Source organism: Pseudomonas sp. NFACC14 (assembly GCF_900106885.1).
GTDB lineage: Bacteria > Pseudomonadota > Gammaproteobacteria > Pseudomonadales > Pseudomonadaceae > Aquipseudomonas > Aquipseudomonas fluorescens_AA.
In genome coordinates this window covers 114,595-133,906 of sequence record NZ_FNOA01000001.1, presented here as the reverse complement: position 1 = coordinate 133,906, position 19,312 = coordinate 114,595, and the positions used below count along the sequence as shown (strand labels likewise).

Annotated in this window: 20 protein-coding genes; 7 read left to right on the top strand and 13 right to left on the bottom strand. The window is 63.2% G+C overall.

Going from position 1 to position 19,312, the window contains the following annotated elements; all coding sequences use genetic code 11:
• Nucleotides 1-59: 59 nt before the first annotated feature.
• Entirely contained in the window at nt 60-1,727 is a 1,668-nt protein-coding gene (locus tag BLU85_RS00615; RefSeq protein ID WP_371914219.1) for a methyl-accepting chemotaxis protein, read from the top strand.
• Nucleotides 1,728-1,989: 262 nt separating this feature from the next.
• Here BLU85_RS00615 and BLU85_RS00610 read toward each other — a convergent pair whose 3' ends face one another.
• From BLU85_RS00610 to BLU85_RS00600, 3 genes are all read right to left on the bottom strand, one after another.
• The gene (locus BLU85_RS00610) at nt 1,990-2,226 is read right to left on the bottom strand and encodes a DUF2789 family protein (protein ID WP_092204852.1); all 237 of its coding nucleotides are present in this window, start codon (nt 2,224-2,226) and stop codon (nt 1,990-1,992) included.
• An 88-nt stretch (nt 2,227-2,314) separates the two neighbouring features.
• Nucleotides 2,315-2,545: a hypothetical protein gene (locus BLU85_RS00605; protein ID WP_092204853.1), complete on the bottom strand. Its 231-nt coding sequence runs from the start codon at nt 2,543-2,545 to the stop codon at nt 2,315-2,317.
• A 130-nt stretch (nt 2,546-2,675) separates the two neighbouring features.
• Nucleotides 2,676-2,912: a hypothetical protein gene (locus tag BLU85_RS00600; RefSeq protein WP_092204854.1), complete on the bottom strand. Its 237-nt coding sequence runs from the start codon at nt 2,910-2,912 to the stop codon at nt 2,676-2,678.
• 428 nt (nt 2,913-3,340) lie between these two features.
• Here BLU85_RS00600 and BLU85_RS00595 point away from each other — a divergent pair, with 428 nt between their 5' ends.
• The 3 genes from BLU85_RS00595 to BLU85_RS00585 all read left to right on the top strand — a co-directional run bounded on the left by BLU85_RS00595 (nt 3,341) and on the right by BLU85_RS00585 (nt 5,528).
• On the top strand, nt 3,341-3,790 hold the full coding sequence (locus tag BLU85_RS00595; protein WP_060741745.1) for a hypothetical protein: 450 nt from the start codon (nt 3,341-3,343) through the stop codon (nt 3,788-3,790).
• A 152-nt stretch (nt 3,791-3,942) separates the two neighbouring features.
• Complete coding sequence (locus tag BLU85_RS00590) at nt 3,943-4,953, top strand: ABC transporter substrate-binding protein (RefSeq protein ID WP_092204855.1); 1,011 nt, start codon at nt 3,943-3,945, stop codon at nt 4,951-4,953.
• 137 nt (nt 4,954-5,090) lie between these two features.
• Nucleotides 5,091-5,528 carry a DUF3995 domain-containing protein gene (locus tag BLU85_RS00585; protein WP_092204856.1) on the top strand — a complete coding sequence of 146 codons (438 nt, stop codon included), beginning with the start codon at nt 5,091-5,093 and terminating at the stop codon, nt 5,526-5,528.
• Nucleotides 5,529-5,745: 217 nt separating this feature from the next.
• On the opposite strand, the gene BLU85_RS00580 is transcribed toward BLU85_RS00585, so the two are convergent.
• The 7 genes from BLU85_RS00580 to BLU85_RS00550 all read right to left on the bottom strand — a co-directional run bounded on the left by BLU85_RS00580 (nt 5,746) and on the right by BLU85_RS00550 (nt 13,097).
• A complete protein-coding gene (locus BLU85_RS00580; RefSeq protein ID WP_072404885.1) occupies nt 5,746-6,108 on the bottom strand; it encodes a Na+/H+ antiporter subunit G in 363 nt (120 codons plus the stop codon).
• Nucleotides 6,105-6,383, bottom strand: coding sequence for a K+/H+ antiporter subunit F (locus tag BLU85_RS00575; RefSeq protein WP_003202841.1), 279 nt, complete (start codon nt 6,381-6,383; stop codon nt 6,105-6,107). Before BLU85_RS00575 ends, BLU85_RS00580 begins: the two co-directional genes overlap by 4 nt.
• The gene (locus tag BLU85_RS00570) at nt 6,380-6,868 is read right to left on the bottom strand and encodes a Na+/H+ antiporter subunit E (RefSeq protein WP_092204857.1); all 489 of its coding nucleotides are present in this window, start codon (nt 6,866-6,868) and stop codon (nt 6,380-6,382) included. Before BLU85_RS00570 ends, BLU85_RS00575 begins: the two co-directional genes overlap by 4 nt.
• Complete coding sequence (locus BLU85_RS00565; RefSeq protein ID WP_092204858.1) at nt 6,865-8,550, bottom strand: monovalent cation/H+ antiporter subunit D; 1,686 nt, start codon at nt 8,548-8,550, stop codon at nt 6,865-6,867. Before BLU85_RS00565 ends, BLU85_RS00570 begins: the two co-directional genes overlap by 4 nt.
• A complete protein-coding gene (locus BLU85_RS00560) occupies nt 8,547-8,891 on the bottom strand; it encodes a Na+/H+ antiporter subunit C (protein WP_003202835.1) in 345 nt (114 codons plus the stop codon). Before BLU85_RS00560 ends, BLU85_RS00565 begins: the two co-directional genes overlap by 4 nt.
• The gene (locus BLU85_RS00555) at nt 8,891-11,815 is read right to left on the bottom strand and encodes a monovalent cation/H+ antiporter subunit A (protein ID WP_092204859.1); all 2,925 of its coding nucleotides are present in this window, start codon (nt 11,813-11,815) and stop codon (nt 8,891-8,893) included. The genes BLU85_RS00560 and BLU85_RS00555 overlap by 1 nt, the downstream gene beginning before the upstream one ends.
• A 277-nt stretch (nt 11,816-12,092) precedes the next feature.
• Nucleotides 12,093-13,097: a DMT family transporter gene (locus tag BLU85_RS00550; protein WP_175497009.1), complete on the bottom strand. Its 1,005-nt coding sequence runs from the start codon at nt 13,095-13,097 to the stop codon at nt 12,093-12,095.
• A 12-nt stretch (nt 13,098-13,109) separates the two neighbouring features.
• Here BLU85_RS00550 and BLU85_RS00545 point away from each other — a divergent pair, with 12 nt between their 5' ends.
• Nucleotides 13,110-13,673 (top strand): helix-turn-helix domain-containing protein, encoded by a 564-nt coding sequence (locus tag BLU85_RS00545; RefSeq protein WP_092204861.1) that lies wholly within the window; start codon nt 13,110-13,112, stop codon nt 13,671-13,673.
• A gap of 14 nt (nt 13,674-13,687) precedes the next feature.
• On the top strand, nt 13,688-15,127 hold the full coding sequence (locus BLU85_RS00540) for an FAD/NAD(P)-binding protein (protein ID WP_092204862.1): 1,440 nt from the start codon (nt 13,688-13,690) through the stop codon (nt 15,125-15,127).
• Nucleotides 15,128-15,348: 221 nt separating this feature from the next.
• Here the strand turns inward: BLU85_RS00540 and BLU85_RS00535 are convergent, their stop codons facing one another.
• From BLU85_RS00535 to BLU85_RS00525, 3 genes are all read right to left on the bottom strand, one after another.
• Entirely contained in the window at nt 15,349-16,464 is a 1,116-nt protein-coding gene (locus tag BLU85_RS00535; protein WP_092204863.1) for a Gfo/Idh/MocA family protein, read from the bottom strand.
• 230 nt (nt 16,465-16,694) lie between these two features.
• The gene (locus BLU85_RS00530; RefSeq protein WP_003180553.1) at nt 16,695-17,462 is read right to left on the bottom strand and encodes an SDR family oxidoreductase; all 768 of its coding nucleotides are present in this window, start codon (nt 17,460-17,462) and stop codon (nt 16,695-16,697) included.
• Nucleotides 17,463-17,485: 23 nt separating this feature from the next.
• A complete protein-coding gene (locus tag BLU85_RS00525; RefSeq protein ID WP_092204864.1) occupies nt 17,486-18,553 on the bottom strand; it encodes a phosphotransferase family protein in 1,068 nt (355 codons plus the stop codon).
• Between the two features lie 195 nt (nt 18,554-18,748).
• Between BLU85_RS00525 and BLU85_RS00520 the strand changes: the two genes are divergently transcribed.
• Nucleotides 18,749-19,144 (top strand): DUF4280 domain-containing protein, encoded by a 396-nt coding sequence (locus BLU85_RS00520; RefSeq protein WP_092204865.1) that lies wholly within the window; start codon nt 18,749-18,751, stop codon nt 19,142-19,144.
• Nucleotides 19,145-19,312 lie beyond the last annotated feature (168 nt).

Sequence of the window (19,312 nt, the reverse complement as noted above, 5' to 3'; positions counted from 1 at the left end):
TCGCCCGTGCCTGTTCGTCTACTTCCGTTGACCTGCTGCAAGAACACGACTAATGGACCATGGATAATGGCTCGGTAGTGGCGTTTAATGAGGTCATAACAACGAGAGTATGGGTGACGAACATGGCGACAGACGGAACGCTGGCGGGTACGGTGCCGGCCTCGGAACCTGTGACAAAAAGCGCGGCGCGCTGGCTGACGCCGACCTTGCAGAGCCTCTCCCTGGCCTTGCTGCTGTGCGGCATGGCCCTGGGTGGCTGGTCGCTGTACCTGGGCCTGCCGCTGGTCATGCTCATCGTCTGGTTGCCGCGCCTGCGTTCGCGCGTGGCCGTGGCCCCCGCATCCACGACCGACCCATTGGCCGAGCTGACCCGCGATCTGTCCTACACCACCAGCCATAACGCGCTGTCGGCGGCCGGCGTCGCCTATTCGGTCAAGCAACTGGCCGGCAAGGTCCAATCCCAACTCGATGCGGCGGCGCAGATCGTCAGCAATGCCGAATCGATGATCGCCACCGAACAGGCCACTTCGCAACTCAGCCAGCAGGCCTTGGGCGCTGCCAGCGAGGCCCATCGCAGCAGCGTGGCCGGGCGTAGCGAACTGGTAGAGTCCATCAGCCGCATGCATCAGCTCAGCCAACGCGCGAATGACAGCCGTGAGTTGATCGAAGCCTTGAGCGTACGCAGCGATGAAATCCAGCGAGTCAGCCTGGTGATCCAATCGATTGCCAGCCAGACCAACCTGCTGGCGCTGAACGCGGCCATCGAGGCGGCTCGCGCCGGTGAGCATGGCCGTGGGTTCGCGGTGGTGGCCGATGAGGTCCGCGGCCTGGCCGGGCGCACCGCCGCGGCGACCGGCGAAGTCGGGGTGATGGTGGCCGACATCCAGCAGCGCACGACCCAGGTGGTGGAGCAGATCCGTCAATTGGCCGCTGACCTGGACAGCGGTGTGCAGCAGGTGGAGCACACCGGCCAGCACCTGGAAAACATTGCCAGGCTTGCAGAAGGGGTCGAGACTCAGGTCAGCGCCATCGCCCAGGGCACCGACACCAACCGCGAACAACTCGACAGCCTGTTCCACGCCATCGAGCAGATGCGCAGCGACCTGTCCATCAGCGACCAGCAGACCCAGCGCCTGGCCGAGGCGGCGGTGCAGATGGAAGGCCAGGCCGAAACCATCAGCGAACGCCTGGCCGAGGTGGGGCTCGACGATTATCACCAGCGGGTCTACGACCTGGCGCGGGAAGGGGCGAGCCAGATCGCCGCGCAGTTCGAGGCCGACATCGACCAGGGCCGTGTCAGCCTGGAGGACCTGTTCGACCGTAATTACCAGCCGATCCCCAATACCCAACCGGCCAAATTCCAGACCCGTTTCGACCGCTACACCGACCAGGTCCTGCCGGCGATCCAGGAGCCGTTGCTGGCCCGCCACGAGGGGCTGGTGTTTGCGATTGCCTGCACCCAGCAGGGCTACGTGCCGACCCACAACAAGGCGTTCAGCCAGCCACTGACCGGTGATCCCCAGGTGGATACGCTCAATAACCGCACCAAGCGCAAATTTTCCGATCGCACCGGGATTCGTTGCGGCAGCCACCAACAACCTGTATTGCTCCAGACCTACACCCGCGACACGGGAGAACTGATGCACGATCTTTCCGTGCCGATCATGCTCAAGGGGCGTCATTGGGGTGGTTTGCGGTTGGGCTACAAACCCGAGAAGCCGCGCTAGGCCGGAACGGCATCGGTGTGGCAGGACGCCTTTGTGGCGAGGGGATTTATCCCCGTTGGGCTGCGCAGCAGCCCTAAAAAAGGCTGGACGCAGCTAGCCTGACACACCGAGCCAACAGCGCTTGAGGGCGACTGCTGCGCAGCCGAGCGGGGATAAATCCCCTCGCCACATGCATCCTTTGGTAGGCCACAAGAGCAGCCTTGCACTCAGTCAAAGGCCCTGGCTGCCATAGCAGTCTTGTCCGTGGCCAAAGGTCTGGCGGCTATTTACCGTCGTGCAGCCGCACATTCAGTTGATCCACCAGCACCGCCTCTTCGCCGTCGGCGAGCAGCCATTCTCGCAGCAGGTCTTTTTGCTGGTCCGACCAGAAGTCGGCTTCCACCAGCTTGATTTCCGGCGCCAATGGGTGTGCGACGATGAAATCGTCGATGGCTTTGCCGTCCGAGGGCAGGCCGAGTTGGTCGAACAGAGTGCTGAGTTCGTGGGAAGGTTGTTCCATGGAAGTCTCCTTTGGGTGGGGGCGCCGTCGTGGCGCCTCGGGGCTTACCTTTATCTGAGGCAAGCGGTCACCAGGAGTTCGATTGGAATCAGGCTTTCAAGGCCCCTTCATCCACGGCGGCCTTCAACGCCCTGGCTGCTTCCCTGGCCGCCTCGGCCGCGAGCAGCGAAGTCTTGAACCAGCGATCCTTTTCCACCTGGTGGCAACTGACGGTGGTCAACGGTGGCTTGGCACGCATCACGATGACGGCCTGGAACTCGCCTTCGACTTCTCTGGCTTCGCCCCGGATAAAAAACTCGCCAATATCAAATTCCGTCACGTCGCGCCTTCTCCTCGAACCATTATGGGTGCGCGATCCGCCGATTTAAGACGGTCTTCGCTGGGCGGGCAGTATGGCAGCAGTTGCCCGTCGGCGGCTGAGTTAACGCATGGACGGGCACGAAAGCGTTTCAGGCGCTGTTTTCGAGGCGTCTGGCCAGGTAGCAGGCCTCGTTATGGTCGGTGCGGAATCCTCTTACACGTCCAGTCGATGTTTCTTCAATGTGAAAAAAACACTTGCCGGCCAAGACCACCCGATAACGCGGTTGAATCAACGAAATTGGCAGGCAATCGGCTCCCTCAGGGCTGTTGGCTGGTTCAACGATGCACGGGGCGGCGGGGAGGGCTTGGGTGGTGAAAGTGGCCATTGTGAATTCCTTTTCATGGTTTACCGACGAATTGCCGGGTACTTCGAGTAGTCTCCACGCCTTCGGCTACTCTAGAATCGGCAGCGTCGTGTGGACGGTTGCGCCTATCTAAAGCAATTTTTTTTGGGCTCGATGTCAGAAAAATGCTTTTTTAAGTGAGAAATTTCCCTAAAGTTAGTAGTCCCATCTTTTCCGATGCTCAGAGTGGTGTTTTCCTTCAGCCTCTGGCGACCCCCCGGGAAAGACGGCGAGAGCGGCAACCTTTAGTCTGCTCTCGGCCCGGGACAGGGGCGCGCCGTTCATTTCGAATTTCAGTGACAGGTCCATTACGACACTACAGTCGGTACGGGTTCTCGTGGTCCGTCCTTTGCGCAGGGCGGGTCTTTTTCAAAAATGGGGATGTTTCCTTGGCAGTAAGTAATCTCGACATGCATGCGTTGTTTGTACTTGGTGACCTGCGGGCAAAACTGGTCAAACAATTCCAATCACGTTTCGTCTACATCACCGAGCAGACCGCCGAAGGTATTTATGTCGCCGAAATCGACACCGAGTCGGCCCTGGTGGTCGATGACAAGCCCAGGCTCGAGCTCAAGGTCGGTGATCATTTTCGTGCAGCGGTATTGCCCAGCCGCGAAGGTGGCAAGTTTGAAATCCGCTTTCGCGAAATCAAGCTGACGGTCTATGGCCTGGGCGATTACGCCTTCGTTACGACCCCGGGTGGCCACGCCATCCTGTTCAAGGAAGGCCACAGCGTGGTGACCGTGTTTGCGGCCAACGAGCAGTTGCAGGAAGGCTTGACCAAGACCTTGAAGGCGGTGACCGCCAAGGCCGCCAAGTGGCGCAAGGGCGAGCTGGTGACTTTCAAGGCCAGTGAGTGACCGTTTTGGAGCCCGTGCGCCCAAACCACTGACAGTTTCGCAAGAACTCGCTGGAACCTCGGCTACAGTCAATTGACTGAACTATTCAGGGGCTTGCGTTCGGTTACGCAGGGCCGTTCAGCTATTGCTGTATCTGGCATGAGGTGCAAAGCATGAAACGAGTTCGACAGTGGCTGGCTGCCTGGGCCACCTTCGCTGTGTTGGTTTCACCCCTTCCGGTGTCGGCCGCCACAGCGCCGATCCACTTTGCCGACTTGAACTGGGAAAGTGGCAGCCTGATCACCGATATCCTGCGAGTCATCGTTGAAAAGGGCTATGGATTGCAGACCGATACATTGCCCGGCACCACCATTACCCTGGAAACCGCCCTGGCCAACAACGACATACAGGTGATCGGCGAAGAATGGGCCGGCCGCAGCCCCGTGTGGGTCAAGGCCGAGGCCGAGGGCAAGGTGGTCGCCTTGGGCGATACGGTCAAAGGCGCGACCGAAGGCTGGTGGGTGCCCGAGTACGTCATCAAGGGCGACCCGGCCAAGGGCATCAAGCCCCTGGCGCCGGACCTGCGCAGCGTCGAAGACCTGGCGCGCTACAAACACGTGTTCAAGGACCCGGAGAGCCCCGACAAGGGCCGCTTCCTCAACAGCCCCATCGGCTGGACCTCCGAGGTGGTCAACAAACAGAAGCTCAAGGCGTATGGCTTGTCGGACAGCTACGTGAATTTTCGCAGCGGCTCGGGGGCGGCGCTGGATGCGGAAATCAGCTCGACGATCCGCCGGGGCAAGCCGATCCTGTTTTACTATTGGTCGCCCACGCCGCTGCTCGGGCGTTTCAAGCTGGTGCAGCTGCAAGAGCCGCCGTTCGATGCCGAGGCCTGGAAGACCCTGACCGACGCCGATAACCCCAACCCGAAGCCGACCCGTTCACTGGCCTCGAAGCTGTCGATCGGTGTCTCGGCGCCGTTCCAGAAGCAGTACCCGGAGATTGCCGAGTTCTTCAGCAAGGTCGACTTGCCCATCGAGCCGTTGAACAAGACCCTGGCCGACATGAGCGAGAAGCGCACGCCACCCCGTGAAGCCGCCGAGGCGTTCCTCAAGGCCCATCCTGAGGTCTGGCAGGCCTGGTTGCCCAAGGAGGTCGCCGACAAGGTGTCCGCCAGCCTCTAGGCGAGCATGTGCCAGCGGGTTGAACGCTTGATCCTGGGCAATGAATCATTCACTGGAAACTGGCAACCTGCGCCCGTCCAGCGAAATGCCAAATTCGAGCTAGGATGATTGTTCAACCTTTTTCAGGAGGCTGGCGAATGACGCTTTTATTGGCTCGGTCGCTGGTCGCAGTGTTTGCGACCATCAGCTTGATTCATTTGTATTGGGCCCTGGGTGGGCGGTGGGCAGCCCTGGCGGTGGTGCCCCAGGTGCCGGTGAGGCAGGGGGAGGCGCTGCGACCGGCGTTCGACCCCTCGGGCTGGCTGACGTTGCTGGTCGCCCTGGCGCTATTGATGATTGCGCTACTGGTGTGCCTGCGTGGCGGCCTGCTGGCCCAGCCGGTCACCCATCGGGCGTTGCAGTGGCTGATCAGTGCGATCGCCTTGCTGATGTTCGCCCGGGCCATTGGCGAGTCGAACCTGGTGGGCTTCTTCAAGGAGGTCAAGGGCTCGACGTTCGCCAGGCTCGACACCTGGGTTTATTCGCCGCTGTGCGTGGTGCTCGGGGCCGGGTTGTTGACGGTGGCGTGGGCCTGATTCACTCCGTCAACCGGTCGAACGCAGTTGTGGCGAGGGAGCTTGCTCCCGCTGGGCTTGTGTAGGAGCTGCCGAAGGCTGCGATCTTTTGATCTTTCGCTTGAGATTCAAGTGTCTGGGGAAAGATCGCAGCCTCGTTGCACTCGTCAGCTCCTACAGGCGCAGCCCAGCGGGAGCAAGGGGGTTCGCCACAAGGGTGTTCGTCGCAAGGTAGCGGTCAGCCGTCCTGTCCGGTTCGGCGACTGCTCACTTCCGCCGGCACATCATCCCCAGCCATGCGTTTGCGGAACAACGCTGCCCGGGCCAGCAGCAGAGTGGTCACCGGCACGGTGATGGACAGCAGGATCGGGATCAGCCAGGCGTGCAACACCGGCCCGGACTTGAGCGCCGAAAAATACACGATCGAGGCCAGCGCCACGCACCAGGCCCCCAACGTGGAGGCCAGGGCCGGCGGGTGCATGCGCTGGAAAAAATCCTTCAAGCGCACCAGGCCGATCGCCCCGGCCAGGGCGAAGAGGCTACTGAGCACCAGCAGGATCGCCACCGGGATTTCAACCCACATCGACAGTTCGCCGTTCATTCGATCACCTCGCCACGCAGCAGGAACTTGGCCAGGGCGAACGAGCCGACAAAGCCGAACAGGGCGATCAGCAGCGCCGCCTCGAAATAGGTGTCACTGGCATAACGGATGCCCAGCACCAGCATCATCAGCATCGCCACGATATACAGGTAGTCCAGGGCCAGTACCCGATCCTGGGCCGAAGGGCCCTTGAACAACCGCCACAGGGTCAACACCATCGCCAGGGAGAACAGGAACAGGCTCAACAGGATCGCATTGGACAGCAACGGGCTCATTCGAAAATCTCCATCAACGGGCGCTCGTAGGTGGCCTTGAAATGCGCGATGAAGGACGCCTCGTCGGCCAGGTCGAACACGTGCATCAACAGGATGCTGCGATCCAGGGCCAGTTCCGACCAGACGGTCCCGGGAATCACCGTGGTGATCATCGACAGCGCAGCCAGGCCGTTGGCATCGCGCAGGTCCAGCGGCACCTTGATGAACTGCGAGCGGGGTGGCCGGCGCCCGGCGTTCAGCACTCCCCAGGCCACCGCCAGGTTGGACCCCAGCACGTCGCGGCCTACCAGCAGGAACAACCGCAATACCACCCACGGCCGGCGGATGCGGATCGGTCGCGGGCGCAATGGGCGCATCATCAACGGAGCCAGGAACCCCAGGGCAGCGCCCAGCAACAGGTGGCCGGCGCTGAGGGACACGTTCAACACCAGCCACAGCAAGCACAGCGCCAGGGACAACCAGGGGGCGGGAAACAGGCGCTTCATGGCTGCACCTCCCGCAACGCAGCGCGGGTTTCGGGGCTGGGCACGGCGCGGGTGGCAAGTACCGACATCACGTAATGTTCCGGATTGTTCAGCGCATCGGCAGCGGATTGGGTATAGCGCAGCAACGGCTCGGCCTTGAAGGTCAGGGCGATGCCCAGGCCCAGCAGCACGACGATCGGCAGGCATTCGAACGGCCGCAGCAACGGCGAGGGTCGCTCTTGCGGCGTCCAGAAGCGCTGGATGCCCAGGCGCGAGAAGGCGATCAACGAGGCAAGCCCCGACAGGATCAATAACGCCAACAAGCCCCACGCCTGGTTCGACACCGGCGCCCCGGCGCTGGCCTCGAGCCCCTGGGGATTGAGCAGGGCACTGAGCAGGCTCAACTTGCCGATGAAACCCGACAGCGGCGGCATGCCGATGATCAACAGCGCGCAGAAGATAAAGCTCAAGCCAAGGAAGGCCATGGTCCAGGGAATCACCTGCCCGACCACGGCTTTTTGCTCGTCATCGAGGTTGATGCCCTTGGGCGGCTGCAAGGATTCCAGCGGTCGCGGCAAGGTATCGAAGTCGTCGTCCAGGGACAGTTCATTGGCCGAGCGCGAACGTTCGATCAGTTCGGCCAGCAAGAACAGCGCACACAGCGCCAGGGTCGAACTCACCAGATAGAACAGCGCAGCACCCACCAGGTTCGGTTGGGCGAAGCCGATGGCCGACAACAGGATCCCGGCCGAGACCAGGATGCTCAGGCTCGCCATGCGCTCCAGGCGCTGGGCGGCGAGAATGGCGATGGCGGCGCAGACGATGGTCGCCATGCCGCCGTAGACCAGCCAGTCGGCGCCGAAATACGCCGAGGCGCCGGCCTGGCCGGAGAACAGCAGCGTCCACAGGCGCAGGAGCGTGTAGACGCCGACCTTGGTCATGATCGCAAACAGCGCCGCCACCGGTGCGCTGGCGGCGCTATAGGCCGGCACCAGCCAGAAGTTCAGCGGCCACATGCCGGCCTTGGCCAGGAACGCTACCGCGAGAATGCCTGCCCCGGCGTGCAGCAAACCGCGGTCGGCCTCCGGCACCAGCGGGATTTTCAGGGCCAGGTCGGCCATGTTCAATGTGCCGGTGACGCCATAGATCAGCGCCGCGCCGATCAGGAACAACGATGAGGCCAGCAGATTGATGGAGATGTAATGCAGGCCCGACGACACTCGCGCCCGGCCCGAGCCGTGCAGCATCAGGCCGTAGGAAGCCGCCAGCAGCACTTCGAAGAACACGAACAGGTTGAACAGGTCCGCCGTCAGGAAGGCACCGTAGAGGCCCATCAACTGGATCTGGAACAGCGCATGGAAACTGGCACCGGCGCGGTCCCAGCGGGCCGTGGCGAAGAGCAGGGCGCTGACGCCGATGATGCCGGTCAGTACCAGCATCAGCGCCGACAGGCGATCGACCACCAGGACGATGCCGAACGGCGCCTGCCAATTGCCGGGCAGGTACACGCCAATGGAGGCGGGCAAGGCCTGGTCCTGGGTCCAGTAGAGCAACAGCACGGCGATGCCCAGGCCCAGCAGGCTGGAAAACAGGTTGATCCGGGCCTTGAGCGGGCGGTGCTTCTCGCCCAGCATCAGCATCACCGCGGCGGTCAGCAGCGGCAGCAAGATGGGTGCGGCGATCAGATGGGGCGTCACGATCATTCCTTGGGCTCCCGACCGTCCACATGGTCGGTACCGGTCAGGCCCCGGGACGCCAGCAGCACCACCAGGAACAGCGCGGTCATGGCGAAGCTGATCACGATGGCGGTCAGCACCAGGGCCTGGGGCAGCGGGTCGGTGTAGTGCAGCAGGTCCTGGGGCACGCCGTCCTTGATGATCGGTTCCTTGCCGATGAACAGGCTGCCCATGCTGAAGATGAACAGGTTGACGCCATAGGACAGCAGGCACAGGCCCATGACCACCTGGAAGGTCCGTGGCCGCAGCACCAGCCAGACGCCGGAGGCGGCCAGTACGCCGATTGCGATTGCGATGACTTCTTCCATCAGACGGTGGCTCCTTTGACGGGGGCGATGGGTTTGGCTTGCAGGCCCGGCTTATGGGCGCGCACCGACTGGTGAGCCAGGGCGGTGAGGATCAACAGGGTGGAACCGACCACCACGGCGTACACGCCAATGTCGAAGAACAGCGCGCTGGCCAGGTGAATGTCACCCAGCAACGGCAATTCGAAGTGCCAGGTGTGGGTGGTCAGGAATGGATAACCCACGGCCATCGCCCCCAGGCCGGTGGCGGTGGCGAACAACAGCCCGGTGCCCATCCAACGCAGCGGTCGCAGGCTCATCTGCGCCTCGACCCACTGGGTGCCGGCGACCATGTATTGCAGGATGAACGCCACGGACATCACCAGCCCGGCCACGAAGCCGCCACCGGGTTGGTTGTGGCCGCGCATGAACAGGTAGAACGACACCACCAGGGCAATCGGCAGCAGCAGGCGCACCAGCACCGACGGCACCATCATGAACCCCAAGGCGGTGTCGCTGGCATGGCGCGGGTTGACCAGGTCGGTGACCACGTCCGGTGCCAGCAGGCGCTGTTGCGCCGGCAGTTGCATGCTTTCCTTGGGCGGGCGGAAGCGTCGCAGCAGGGCGAACACCGCCAGGGCCACCGCCACCAGCACGGTGATTTCCCCCAGGGTGTCGAAGCCGCGGAAGTCCACCAGCATCACGTTCACCACGTTGCTGCCGCCGCCTTCGGGCAGGGCGCGGCTCAAGTAGAACGATGAAATGTCGTTGGGCGTCTGCCGCGTCAGCATGGCGTAGGACAGCAACGCCATGCCGCCGCCCACCGCGATGGACAGCAGCAAGTCCCGCAGGCGCCGGATGCGCGCGCGCCGCTCGCTGTTGGGCAGTGGCGAGACGTCCTCGATCCGCCGTGGCAGCCAGCGCAGGCCCAGCAGGATCAGCACCGTGGTCACCACTTCCACCACCAGTTGCGTCAAGGCCAGGTCGGGGGCGGAGAACCAGACGAAGGTCACGCAGGTCATCAGGCCGCAGACGCTGACCATGGTCAGGGCCGCGAGCCGGTGATACTTGGCCTGCCAGGCCGCCCCCAAGGCACAGATGATTGCCAGCAGCCACAAGGTGACGAAAACGATGGAGCCGGGGATCTTCGGCCGGTCGCCCCAGACCAGCGTGCTGTGCAGCATCGGGATCAGCCCGGCGAGCACGGCGGCCAGGACCAGCCAGAACAACTGGGCCTGCAGGCGGCGGGTGCTGATCCGTCGCTCCAGGCGCCGGCCCTGGCGCATCATCAGCACCAGGCAGCGCTCGAACAGGCGCTTGCCGCTGAGTCGGCCAATGAACGGCGGGTGCTTGATGTGGCCTTGCCGGAACTGATTGCGCAGCAACAGGTACAGGACGATGCCGCCGGACATCGCCACCAGGCTCATGATCATCGGTGCGTTCAGGCCGTGCCAGATCGCCAGGCTGTACTCGGGCAGCGTGCCGCCCACCACGGGCAATGCGGCGGCGGCGAGCAAGGAGCCGACCACCTGGGCCGGAAAAATCCCCACCAACAGGCAGGTGAACACCAGCAATTCCACCGGTGCGCGCATCCAGCGTGGTGGTTCGTGGGGGGTATGAGGCAGGTCGGTGGCGGTGGGGCCGAAGAACACATCCACGGTGAAGCGCAGGGAGTAGGCGACGCTGAACGTCCCGGCGATGGTGGCGATGATCGGCAGGGCCAGCTCGACCCAGGCGGTGGCGGAAATGAACACCGTCTCGGCGAAGAACATCTCCTTGGACAGGAAACCATTGAGCAGCGGCACCCCGGCCATCGCTGCGCTGGCGACCATGGCCAGGGTGGCGGTGAACGGAATCAGCCGCACTAGGCCGCTGAGCTTGCGAATGTCCCGGGTGCCGCTTTCGTGGTCGATGATCCCGGCGGCCATGAACAAGGAGGCCTTGAAGGTGGCATGGTTGAGGATATGGAACACCGCCGCCACGGCCGCCAGTGGACTGTTCAGGCCCAGCAGCAGGGTGATCAGCCCGAGGTGGCTGATGGTGGAGTAGGCCAGCAAACCCTTGAGGTCGTTCTGGAACATGGCGCAGTAGGCGCCCAGCAGCAAGGTACAGGCCCCCGCGCCGCTGACGATATAGAACCATTCTTCACTGCCCGACAGCGACGGCCATAACCGCGCCAGCAGGAACACCCCTGCCTTGACCATGGTCGCCGAGTGCAGGTACGCCGAAACCGGCGTGGGGGCGGCCATGGCGTGGGGAAGCCAGAAGTGGAAAGGGAATTGCGCGCTTTTGCTCAGGGCGCCGATCAGGATCAGCGGCAACAGGATGGGGTAGAGGGCATGGGCACGGATCAGGTCGCCGGCGGCCAGGACCTTGTCCAGCTCATAGCTGCCCACGACATGGCCGAGCAGCATCACCCCCGCCAACAGGCAAAGCCCGCCGGCACCGGTTACCATCAATGCCATATAGGCACCGCGCCGCGCGTCGGAGCGGTGGTGCCAGTAGCCGATCAACAGGAAGGAGAACAGGCTGGTCAGTTCCCAGAAGAACACCATCTGGATCAGGTTGCCGGAGATCACCAGCCCGAGCATGGCCCCCATGAACGCCAGGAAAAAGGCGAAGAAGCGCGGCACCGGATCGTCCGGCGACATGTAATAGCGAGCGTACAGCGACACCAGCGTACCGATGCCCAGCACCAGCAACGAAAACAGCCAGGCGAACCCGTCCAGGCGCAGCACGAAATCCAGGCCCAGGCTGGGCAACCAGGCATAGTGCTCGCGGATCACGCCGCCGTCGGCGATCTGCGGGTACAGCAAGGCCACCTGAACGGTGCCGGCCAGGGCCACGAGGCCGGCCAGCAGTGATTCGGCGTTACGGGCGTTATGCGGCAGCAGCGCCGCGACACAGCTGCCGATGAAGGGCAAAAGCAATAGAACTATCAGTGACATAGGCTTCTATTCGGCGGGAGGTTGTGAGGGATCATACGTGGCGTATTCCCGATCACCAACCGTGAGGGTGTCGCAGAATCCTACAAGGTAGATTGAGTTTTCTGACTTTGCGCGCTAAACATCATCCGCGGCGAGGGAGCGTGCTCCCGCCGGGCTTGTGTAGGAGCTGCCGAAGGCTGCGATCTTTTGATCTTTCGCTTGGGATTCAAGTGTCTGGGGAAAGATCGCAGCCTCGTTGCACTCGTCAGCTCCTACACAGGCTCAAACGCCCCCGGCCTCACTGTTCGTGCTCAAGCACCTCACCCACCTCGACGACATCTTTTCTGCGGGTCTTCAGTTCACTGACAATTACCGCCGCCACGATCAGCGCCGCGCCGAACAATGCGATCGCTGGCAGCCGCTCGCCGGCCAGGCGCCCGGCGATGCCGGCCCACACCGGTTCGCCGGCATAGATCAGCGTGGCGCGGGTCGGCGAGACGCTTTTCTGCGCCCAGTTCATCGCCACCTGGATCGCGGCGCTGGCGGCCCCCAGGCCCACGGCACTGACCAGCAGCAACAGGGAAAAATCCGGGATCGCTTCCTGGGTCGGCACCACCATCAGGAACGCCAGCACCGCCGTGCTCGCCAGTTGCACCACGGTCACCCGGCGCACGTCGACCTGGCCGGCATAGGCGCTGATCAGGATGATCTCGGCGGCAATCGCGATGGCGCTGATCAACGTGGCGATTTCACCGGGGCTGAAATTCAATGAAGCGCCCGCCGGCCCCGACACCAGCATCAAGCCGGTGAACGCCAGCATGATGCCGATGCTGGGCATCAGCCCAGGGCGACGGCCCAGCACCAGCCATTGCAGCAACGGCACGAACGGCACGTAAAGCGCGGTGATGAACGCCGACTGGCTGCTGGGGATGGTTTGCAGGCCGACGGTCTGCAAACCGTAGCCGAGCATGATCGCCACACCGATGAAACACCCGGCCTTGAGTTCGAACAGCGTCAGGTCGCGCAGGTGCCGCCAGGAAAACAGTGCGACGAACGCGGCGGCGGCCGCGAAGCGCAGGCCGACGAAAAACATCGGTCCGCTGACCGTCATGGCGTGCTGTACCAGCAAGAACGTCCCACCCCAGATCATGGTGATCAGCACCAGCACGCATTCGGCCTTGCTGAACCGGGAGAAACGGGAGGAAGCTTGAGGAGAATTCACCGATGCCATGACCTTGCGCGCCACTTGAGGCGGACGCACAATGCGTCCGAAGTTGGGCAGTATAATGCGCAGCCCTAGCATGTGAGCAATATAGTGCACAGAGATATTGGCCAGCGGGCGTCCGTCCTGCAACACGTCAGCCAGAACATCCGTCGTCTGCGCCATGCCGCGCAGCTCAGCCAGACCGCGCTGGCGGAATTGTCCGGGGTCAGCCGGCGCATGCTGGTGGCCATCGAGGCGGGGGAAAAGAACGTCAGCCTGACCACCCTCGACCGTGTCGCCGAAGCCCTCGACGTGGCCTTCAGCGATCTGATCCAGGCCCCCGATGCGCGTGACCCGAGCCGCATCAACGAACTGGCCTGGGCCGGCACCATTCCCGGCAGCAAGGCCGTATTGCTGGCCAAGGCCACCGCCAGCCGTGAAGTCGAGCTCTGGGAATGGCGCCTGGAGCCCGGCGAGCATTACCATTCCGAACCCGACGCTGATGGCTGGAGCGAGCAGCTTTACGTCTTCGAAGGTTGCCTGACCTTGCTGTTGGGCAATGAAGCGCGCCAGATCGGTGCCGGAGAGTTTTTCATGTTCGCCAGCAACCAGCCCCATGCCTATCGCAACGATGGCCCGGTGGCGGCGAGATTCGTACGCAATGTGGTGATTTGATCCGGGAGAGCGGTATGGACACAGCGTTGGATCGACCGGCGGGCGACTTCACTCGCCAAGCCGATGTCCTGATCATCGGCGGCGGCCTGAGCGGCACCATGCTGGCGGCGCAATTGCTGCGCCTGCCGGGCCGGCGCAAGGTGCTGATCGTCGAGCCGCGCAGCGAACTGGGCCGGGGCGAGGCCTACAGTGCGGTGGAGCTGGGGCACACCTTGAACGGCAACGCGGCGCGCATGAGCGTCGATCCAGACAACGCCGACGACCTGACCCAATGGCTTACCGCATTCATCGAAGCCGGCGGCTGGCCCGAGTCGGATCAGCAGCACGTGCCGATCAGCGAGTTGTTCCCGCCCCGGGGAATCTTTGGCCTCTATGTGCAGCAACGCCTGGCCGAGGCCCGCGAGCTGGGTGCACGAAACGGTTCGACCGCCGAGCATGTGCGCGGGGAGGCTGTGGACCTGCGGCTTGCCGACGATGCCGTGATGGTTACGCTCGCCGACGGCCAAGTCTTGCGAGGCGGTTTCGCGGTGCTGGCCACCGGCATGTTCCCGGCGGCGCGCACCCCGCAAACCGAATCCAGCGGCTTGAATGCCGCAGCCCTGGATCCCTGGGATGTGGCTGCGATGCGCCAGCTCGACCCGCAGTCCACGGTGTTGATCATCGGCTCGGGCCTGACCATGGTCGATGCCGTGGTGTCCCTGGAACAGGCCGGGCACCGTGGCCCCATCGAAGTGTTTTCCCGCCATGGGCTGTTGCCACACGTGCGCCGCCAGCCGCCGGCCTGGGTGGATTTCCTCGCCGAAGATCACGGCCTGCGTTCGCCACGCCAGTTGATGCGCGCCCTGCGTGAGCAATGCCGCCAGGCCCAAGCTCAAGGCATCGATTGGCAAGCGCCGCTGGACACCGTGCGTGCGCATATCGGGCGCTTGTGGAACCAGGCCAGTGACCTGCAGCGCCGACAGTTCGTGCGGCATGTGCGGCCGTGGTGGGAGAGTCATCACCATCGTTCGCCACCGTTGAGTGCGGAGTTGGTGGCGCGTTTGCATGGGGAAGGGCGGTTACGGATCCAGGCGGCGTCGTTCAAGGGGTTGGCGTCGTCTCCCGAGGGCACAGTGGGTGTTCGCATCCGTCGCCGGGGCGAGGCAGGACTGGAAGTGGTGCAGGGCGCCGCGCTGATCAACTCCAGTGGCATTGAATATGACTGGCGTCGGGTTGCACGGCCGTTGCCGCAACAGTTGCTGGCCCGAGGGCTGGTCCAGCCGGGGCCGTTGGCCCTGGGCATCGCCGCCCGCGCCGATGGTGCGGTGCTGGATGCTCGAGGCGAACCCGCCGAGCGCCTGTTCGCCATGGGCCCGCCACTGCGGGGGATGTGGTGGGAAAGCACCGCCGTGACCGACGTGGCGAGCCAGGCCAAGGCGTTGGCGGGGCGGTTGGTTCAATTGCAAACCCAGTGAACGCGCTCCCCCGTGGCGAGGGAGCTTGCTCCCGCTGGGTTGCGGTAGGAGCTGCCGAAGGCTGCGATCTTTTGATCTTTTGATCTTTTGATCTTTTGCTTGAGATTCAAGTGTCTTGGGAAAGATCGCAGCCTCGTTTCACTCGACAGCTCCTACACAGCTCCTCCACAGCCAGCGGGAGCAAGCTCCCTCGCCACAAAGGTGTTCGCTGAAGTGAGCGGTTATAACTCGCTGACCTTGACCCAACGCTCCTCCCGCGCCGCGATGCGTATCGCTGCCGCCAGCCGTTCCACTTCCCAGGCCTCGTCGAAGTCCGTGCCGCTGCCGCCTTCGCCAGCGAGGGCCATGATCAGTTCCTGCACCTCCAGTGTCTTCAATTCGTTGTAGCCCAACTGGTGTCCGGCGGCGGGGCTGAATGCGGCATAGCCGGGCAGGTCCGGACCGGCCAGCAGGCGTTGGAAACCTGGCTGGCCGGCGCGACACAGGCGCAGTTCATTGAGCCGTTCCTGATCGAAGGCCAATGTGCCGAGGGTGCCGCTGATCTCGAAACTCAGATGGTTCTTGTAGCCATGCTTGAGCCAACTGCTGCTCACCGTGCCTCGGGCGCCATTGGCGAAACGCAGCAGCCCGTGGACGTGGTCGTCCACCGCGATGGCCCGTTGTTCGGCATTGCCGGCGCTGGCAGGGCGTTGGTGATGCACGGTCTGGCTGTCGGCGCACACGGCCTCGACATCGCCCAACAAGTGCCGGGCCATGGCCAGCAAGTGGCTGCCCAGGTCGGCCAGTGCGCCACCGGCGTGGGTCGCTTCGCAACGCCATGACCACGGCGAAGCGGGATCGGCCATGAAGTCTTCGCTGAACTCACCTTGGAAGCTGATGATCTGTCCCAGTTCGCCGCGCTGGATCATGCCCCGCGCCAGTTGGATGATCGGGTTGTGCTGGTAGTTGTAGCCGACCCGCGTCACCACCCCCGCGGCCTTGGCCGCCTGGCGCATCTGCTCGGCCTGCTCCAGGGACACCGCCAGGGGCTTTTCACAATAGACCGGCTTGCCCGCCGCCAACGCCGCCATGGCCATCGGGAAGTGCAGGTGGTTGGGTGTGGTAATGGCGATCAGGTGAACCTTCGGGTCGTCGATCAGCCGTTGCCAGTCGCTGTGAGCCGTCTCGAACCCCCAACTCTGGGCGCACTGCCGGGCACGCTGTGGATCGGCGTCGGCCAGGGCCGCGAGTGTCAGGTTCAGGGGGAGGTCGAACACCGCCCTGGCATTGTGGAACGCCAAGGCATGGGCACGGCCCATGAAGCCGGTGCCAATCAGACCGATGCCGAGTTCACGCATGAGAAAGAGCCCTTTGAATTGTTATTTTCAGAGGGCCCTTTATGGAATAAATATTCTCAAATTGCAAATGTTGGAATAAATATTCATTTTACGATCGCAGAGGATCCCTTGTGGGAGCGAGCTTGCTCGCGATGACGGAGTGTCAGCCAAGATTTTTTTCACTGACACTCCGCCATCGCGAGCAAGCTCGCTCCCACAGGGTTCTCACAAGTCTGCCATGGCGTTCGCTATCAGGACAGGAACCCACCATCCACATTCAACGCCACGCCCGTGGTGTAGCTCGATGCATCGCTGGCCAGGTACAGCACCGCGCCGGCCATTTCGCTCGGGTCGGCCACGCGCTTGAGAGGGATCTGCGCCAGTGCGGTTTTCAGGATGGCGTCGTTCTTGACCAGCGCCGAGGCGAACTTGGTGTCGGTCAGGCCCGGCAGCAGGGCGTTGCAGCGGATGCCGAACTGCGCGCATTCCTTGGCGAAGACCTTGGTCATGTTGATCACCGCGGCCTTGGTCACCGAATAGATGCCTTGGAAGATCCCCGGCGAGATGCCGTTGATCGACGCCACGTTGATGATGCTGCCGCCGCCGTTCTCGCGCATCAGCTTGCCGGCTTCCACCGACATGAAGAAATAGCCGCGGATGTTCACGTCCACGGTTTTCTGGAACGCACCCAGGTCGGTGTCCAGGACATTGCAGAACTGCGGGTTGGTGGCGGCGTTGTTCACCAGGATGTCCAGGCGCCCGAACTGTTCGCGGATACCGGCGAACACCTGGCTGATCTGCTCCATTTCCCCGATGTGGCAGGCGATGGCGGTGGCCTTGCCGCCGGCGGCGATGATCGCATCGGCCACGTGCTGGCAACCGTCGAGCTTGCGGCTGGACACGATCACATGGGCGCCTTGCTGGGCCAGCAGTTTGGCGATGGCTTCGCCAATGCCGCGGCTGGCGCCGGAAACGAAGGCGATTTTACCGTCGAGGTCGAACAACTGGGTCTTGGACATGCTGTTTCCTTGTGATGGGGCGCTCAGAGCGTGGATTTACCGATGACCTGCAGGCTCATCTGCTCCAGCAGTTTGTTCATCTGAACGAACTGCGCGAAGCGTTTGTCCTGGGTCTGGCCGTGGAAGAAGCGGTAGTAGATCTGCTGGACGATCCCGGCCAGGCGGAACAGGCCGTAGGTGTAGTAGAAGTCGAAGTTGTCGATGCGGATCCCGGAGCGCTCGGCGTAGTAATCGACGAATTCGCGGCGGGTCAGCATGCCGGGGGCGTGGCTCGGCTGGCGGCGCATCAGTTGCACCGGCGCCGGGTCGTCCGCCTCGATCCAGTAGGCGAGGCTGTTGCCCAGGTCCATCAACGGGTCGCCCAGGGTGGTCAATTCCCAGTCCAGCACGCCGATGATCTGCATCGGGTTCTCCGGGTCGAGGATCACGTTGTCGAAGCGATAGTCGTTGTGGACGATGCTCGACGTGGGGTGGTCGGCGGGCATCTTGTCGTTGAGCCAGGCCTTGACCGCCTCCCATTTCGGCGCATCGGGGGTCAGGGCTTTTTCGTAGCGGTCGCTCCAGCCACGGATCTGCCGGGCCACGTAGCCTTCGGGCTTGCCCAGGTCGGCCAGGCCGCAAGCGGTGTAGTCGACGCGGTGCAGTTCGACGAGCCGGTCGATGAAGCTCTTGCACAGCGCTTCGGTGCGGGCGGCGTCGAAACCCAGCTCCGGCGGCAGGTCGGAGCGCAGGATGATGCCCTTGACCCGTTCCATCACGTAGAACTCGGCGCCCATCACCGACTCGTCAGTGCAGTGCACATAGGCTTTGGGGCAGTACGGGAACGCTTCGCGCAATTGGTTGAGGATGCGGAACTCACGGCCCATGTCGTGGGCGGACTTGGCCTTGTGGCCGAACGGCGGCCGACGCAGGACGAATTCCTGTTCGGGGTATTCCAGCAGGTAGGTCAGGTTCGATGCGCCACCGGGAAACTGGCTGATCCGTGGCAGGCCGGTGAGGCCGGGAATGTGGGCCTTGAGGTACGGGTCGATCAGGTTGGCATCGAGTTCTTCACCGTCGCGCACGCGGGTGGACTGATCAGTAAACGCCATGCTTATCCCTTCTGCTTATTTTGGAGGCCATCGATCATTGGCTAATCTAATGGCGCGTGGGAGGCGTCACAAGCACGCCAGGGTCTTATAGGTTAGCGTGTTGCTGGATAATCAGCGGGCTTGATGCATGGCGGCGTGCGCGTCGGAAGCGGGCGAGCTATGGTTCGGGGAGTCGCTGTCAAAGGAGCCACCGCGATGGGATGCCCGCAAGTCTGTAGCACCGCGACCCTGCAATGCAGCTTCGGCGCCGCCCCGGCGGTGCTCAATGTGCTGCCGGTCAATCGCCTGCTGACCGGCGGGATGCCGGCGGCGAACATCATGGATCACATCCCGCTGGTAAACATCACCACCTTCGGCATGTGCATGAGCCTGGCGAACCCCACCGTGGCCGCCGCCACCGCGGCGGCCCTGGGCGTGCTGACCCCCATGCCCTGCATCCCGGCCACTGCGGCGCCATGGATCCCCGGCGGTGCCCCGACCCTGTTGCTGGGCAACATGCCGGCCATCGATGCCAACAGCACCTTGATGTGCTCCTGGGCCGGGGTGATCAAGATCGTCGTGCCGGGGCAGGTGCAGATGTTGATTCCCTGACGGTGACGCCTGTGAACAACCACAAACTCCCTGTGGGAGCGAGCTTGCTCGCGATAGCGGTAGATCAGTTTGCGGTGATTGACTGTGCCGACGTCATCGCGAGCAAGCTCGCTCCCACAAGGGGACGTGTGCTGATCGCTCAATTTCGATCCATCATCGGGGCGACTC

What these genes read in the sequence shown, in the direction of transcription:
- BLU85_RS00615 (WP_371914219.1), top strand. Translation starts at nt 60, where the DNA reads ATGGATAATGGCTCGGTAGTGGCGTTTAATGAGGTCATAACAACGAGA.
- BLU85_RS00610 (WP_092204852.1), bottom strand. Translation starts at nt 2,226, where the DNA reads ATGGAACAACCTTCCCACGAACTCAGCACTCTGTTCGACCAACTCGGC.
- BLU85_RS00600 (WP_092204854.1), bottom strand. Translation starts at nt 2,912, where the DNA reads ATGGCCACTTTCACCACCCAAGCCCTCCCCGCCGCCCCGTGCATCGTT.
- BLU85_RS00595 (WP_060741745.1), top strand. Translation starts at nt 3,341, where the DNA reads ATGCATGCGTTGTTTGTACTTGGTGACCTGCGGGCAAAACTGGTCAAA.
- BLU85_RS00590 (WP_092204855.1), top strand. Translation starts at nt 3,943, where the DNA reads ATGAAACGAGTTCGACAGTGGCTGGCTGCCTGGGCCACCTTCGCTGTG.
- BLU85_RS00585 (WP_092204856.1), top strand. Translation starts at nt 5,091, where the DNA reads ATGACGCTTTTATTGGCTCGGTCGCTGGTCGCAGTGTTTGCGACCATC.
- BLU85_RS00580 (WP_072404885.1), bottom strand. Translation starts at nt 6,108, where the DNA reads ATGAACGGCGAACTGTCGATGTGGGTTGAAATCCCGGTGGCGATCCTG.
- BLU85_RS00575 (WP_003202841.1), bottom strand. Translation starts at nt 6,383, where the DNA reads ATGAGCCCGTTGCTGTCCAATGCGATCCTGTTGAGCCTGTTCCTGTTC.
- BLU85_RS00570 (WP_092204857.1), bottom strand. Translation starts at nt 6,868, where the DNA reads ATGAAGCGCCTGTTTCCCGCCCCCTGGTTGTCCCTGGCGCTGTGCTTG.
- BLU85_RS00565 (WP_092204858.1), bottom strand. Translation starts at nt 8,550, where the DNA reads ATGATCGTGACGCCCCATCTGATCGCCGCACCCATCTTGCTGCCGCTG.
- BLU85_RS00560 (WP_003202835.1), bottom strand. Translation starts at nt 8,891, where the DNA reads ATGGAAGAAGTCATCGCAATCGCAATCGGCGTACTGGCCGCCTCCGGC.
- BLU85_RS00555 (WP_092204859.1), bottom strand. Translation starts at nt 11,815, where the DNA reads ATGTCACTGATAGTTCTATTGCTTTTGCCCTTCATCGGCAGCTGTGTC.
- BLU85_RS00550 (WP_175497009.1), bottom strand. Translation starts at nt 13,097, where the DNA reads ATGCTAGGGCTGCGCATTATACTGCCCAACTTCGGACGCATTGTGCGT.
- BLU85_RS00540 (WP_092204862.1), top strand. Translation starts at nt 13,688, where the DNA reads ATGGACACAGCGTTGGATCGACCGGCGGGCGACTTCACTCGCCAAGCC.
- BLU85_RS00535 (WP_092204863.1), bottom strand. Translation starts at nt 16,464, where the DNA reads ATGCGTGAACTCGGCATCGGTCTGATTGGCACCGGCTTCATGGGCCGT.
- BLU85_RS00530 (WP_003180553.1), bottom strand. Translation starts at nt 17,462, where the DNA reads ATGTCCAAGACCCAGTTGTTCGACCTCGACGGTAAAATCGCCTTCGTT.
- BLU85_RS00525 (WP_092204864.1), bottom strand. Translation starts at nt 18,553, where the DNA reads ATGGCGTTTACTGATCAGTCCACCCGCGTGCGCGACGGTGAAGAACTC.
- BLU85_RS00520 (WP_092204865.1), top strand. Translation starts at nt 18,749, where the DNA reads ATGGGATGCCCGCAAGTCTGTAGCACCGCGACCCTGCAATGCAGCTTC.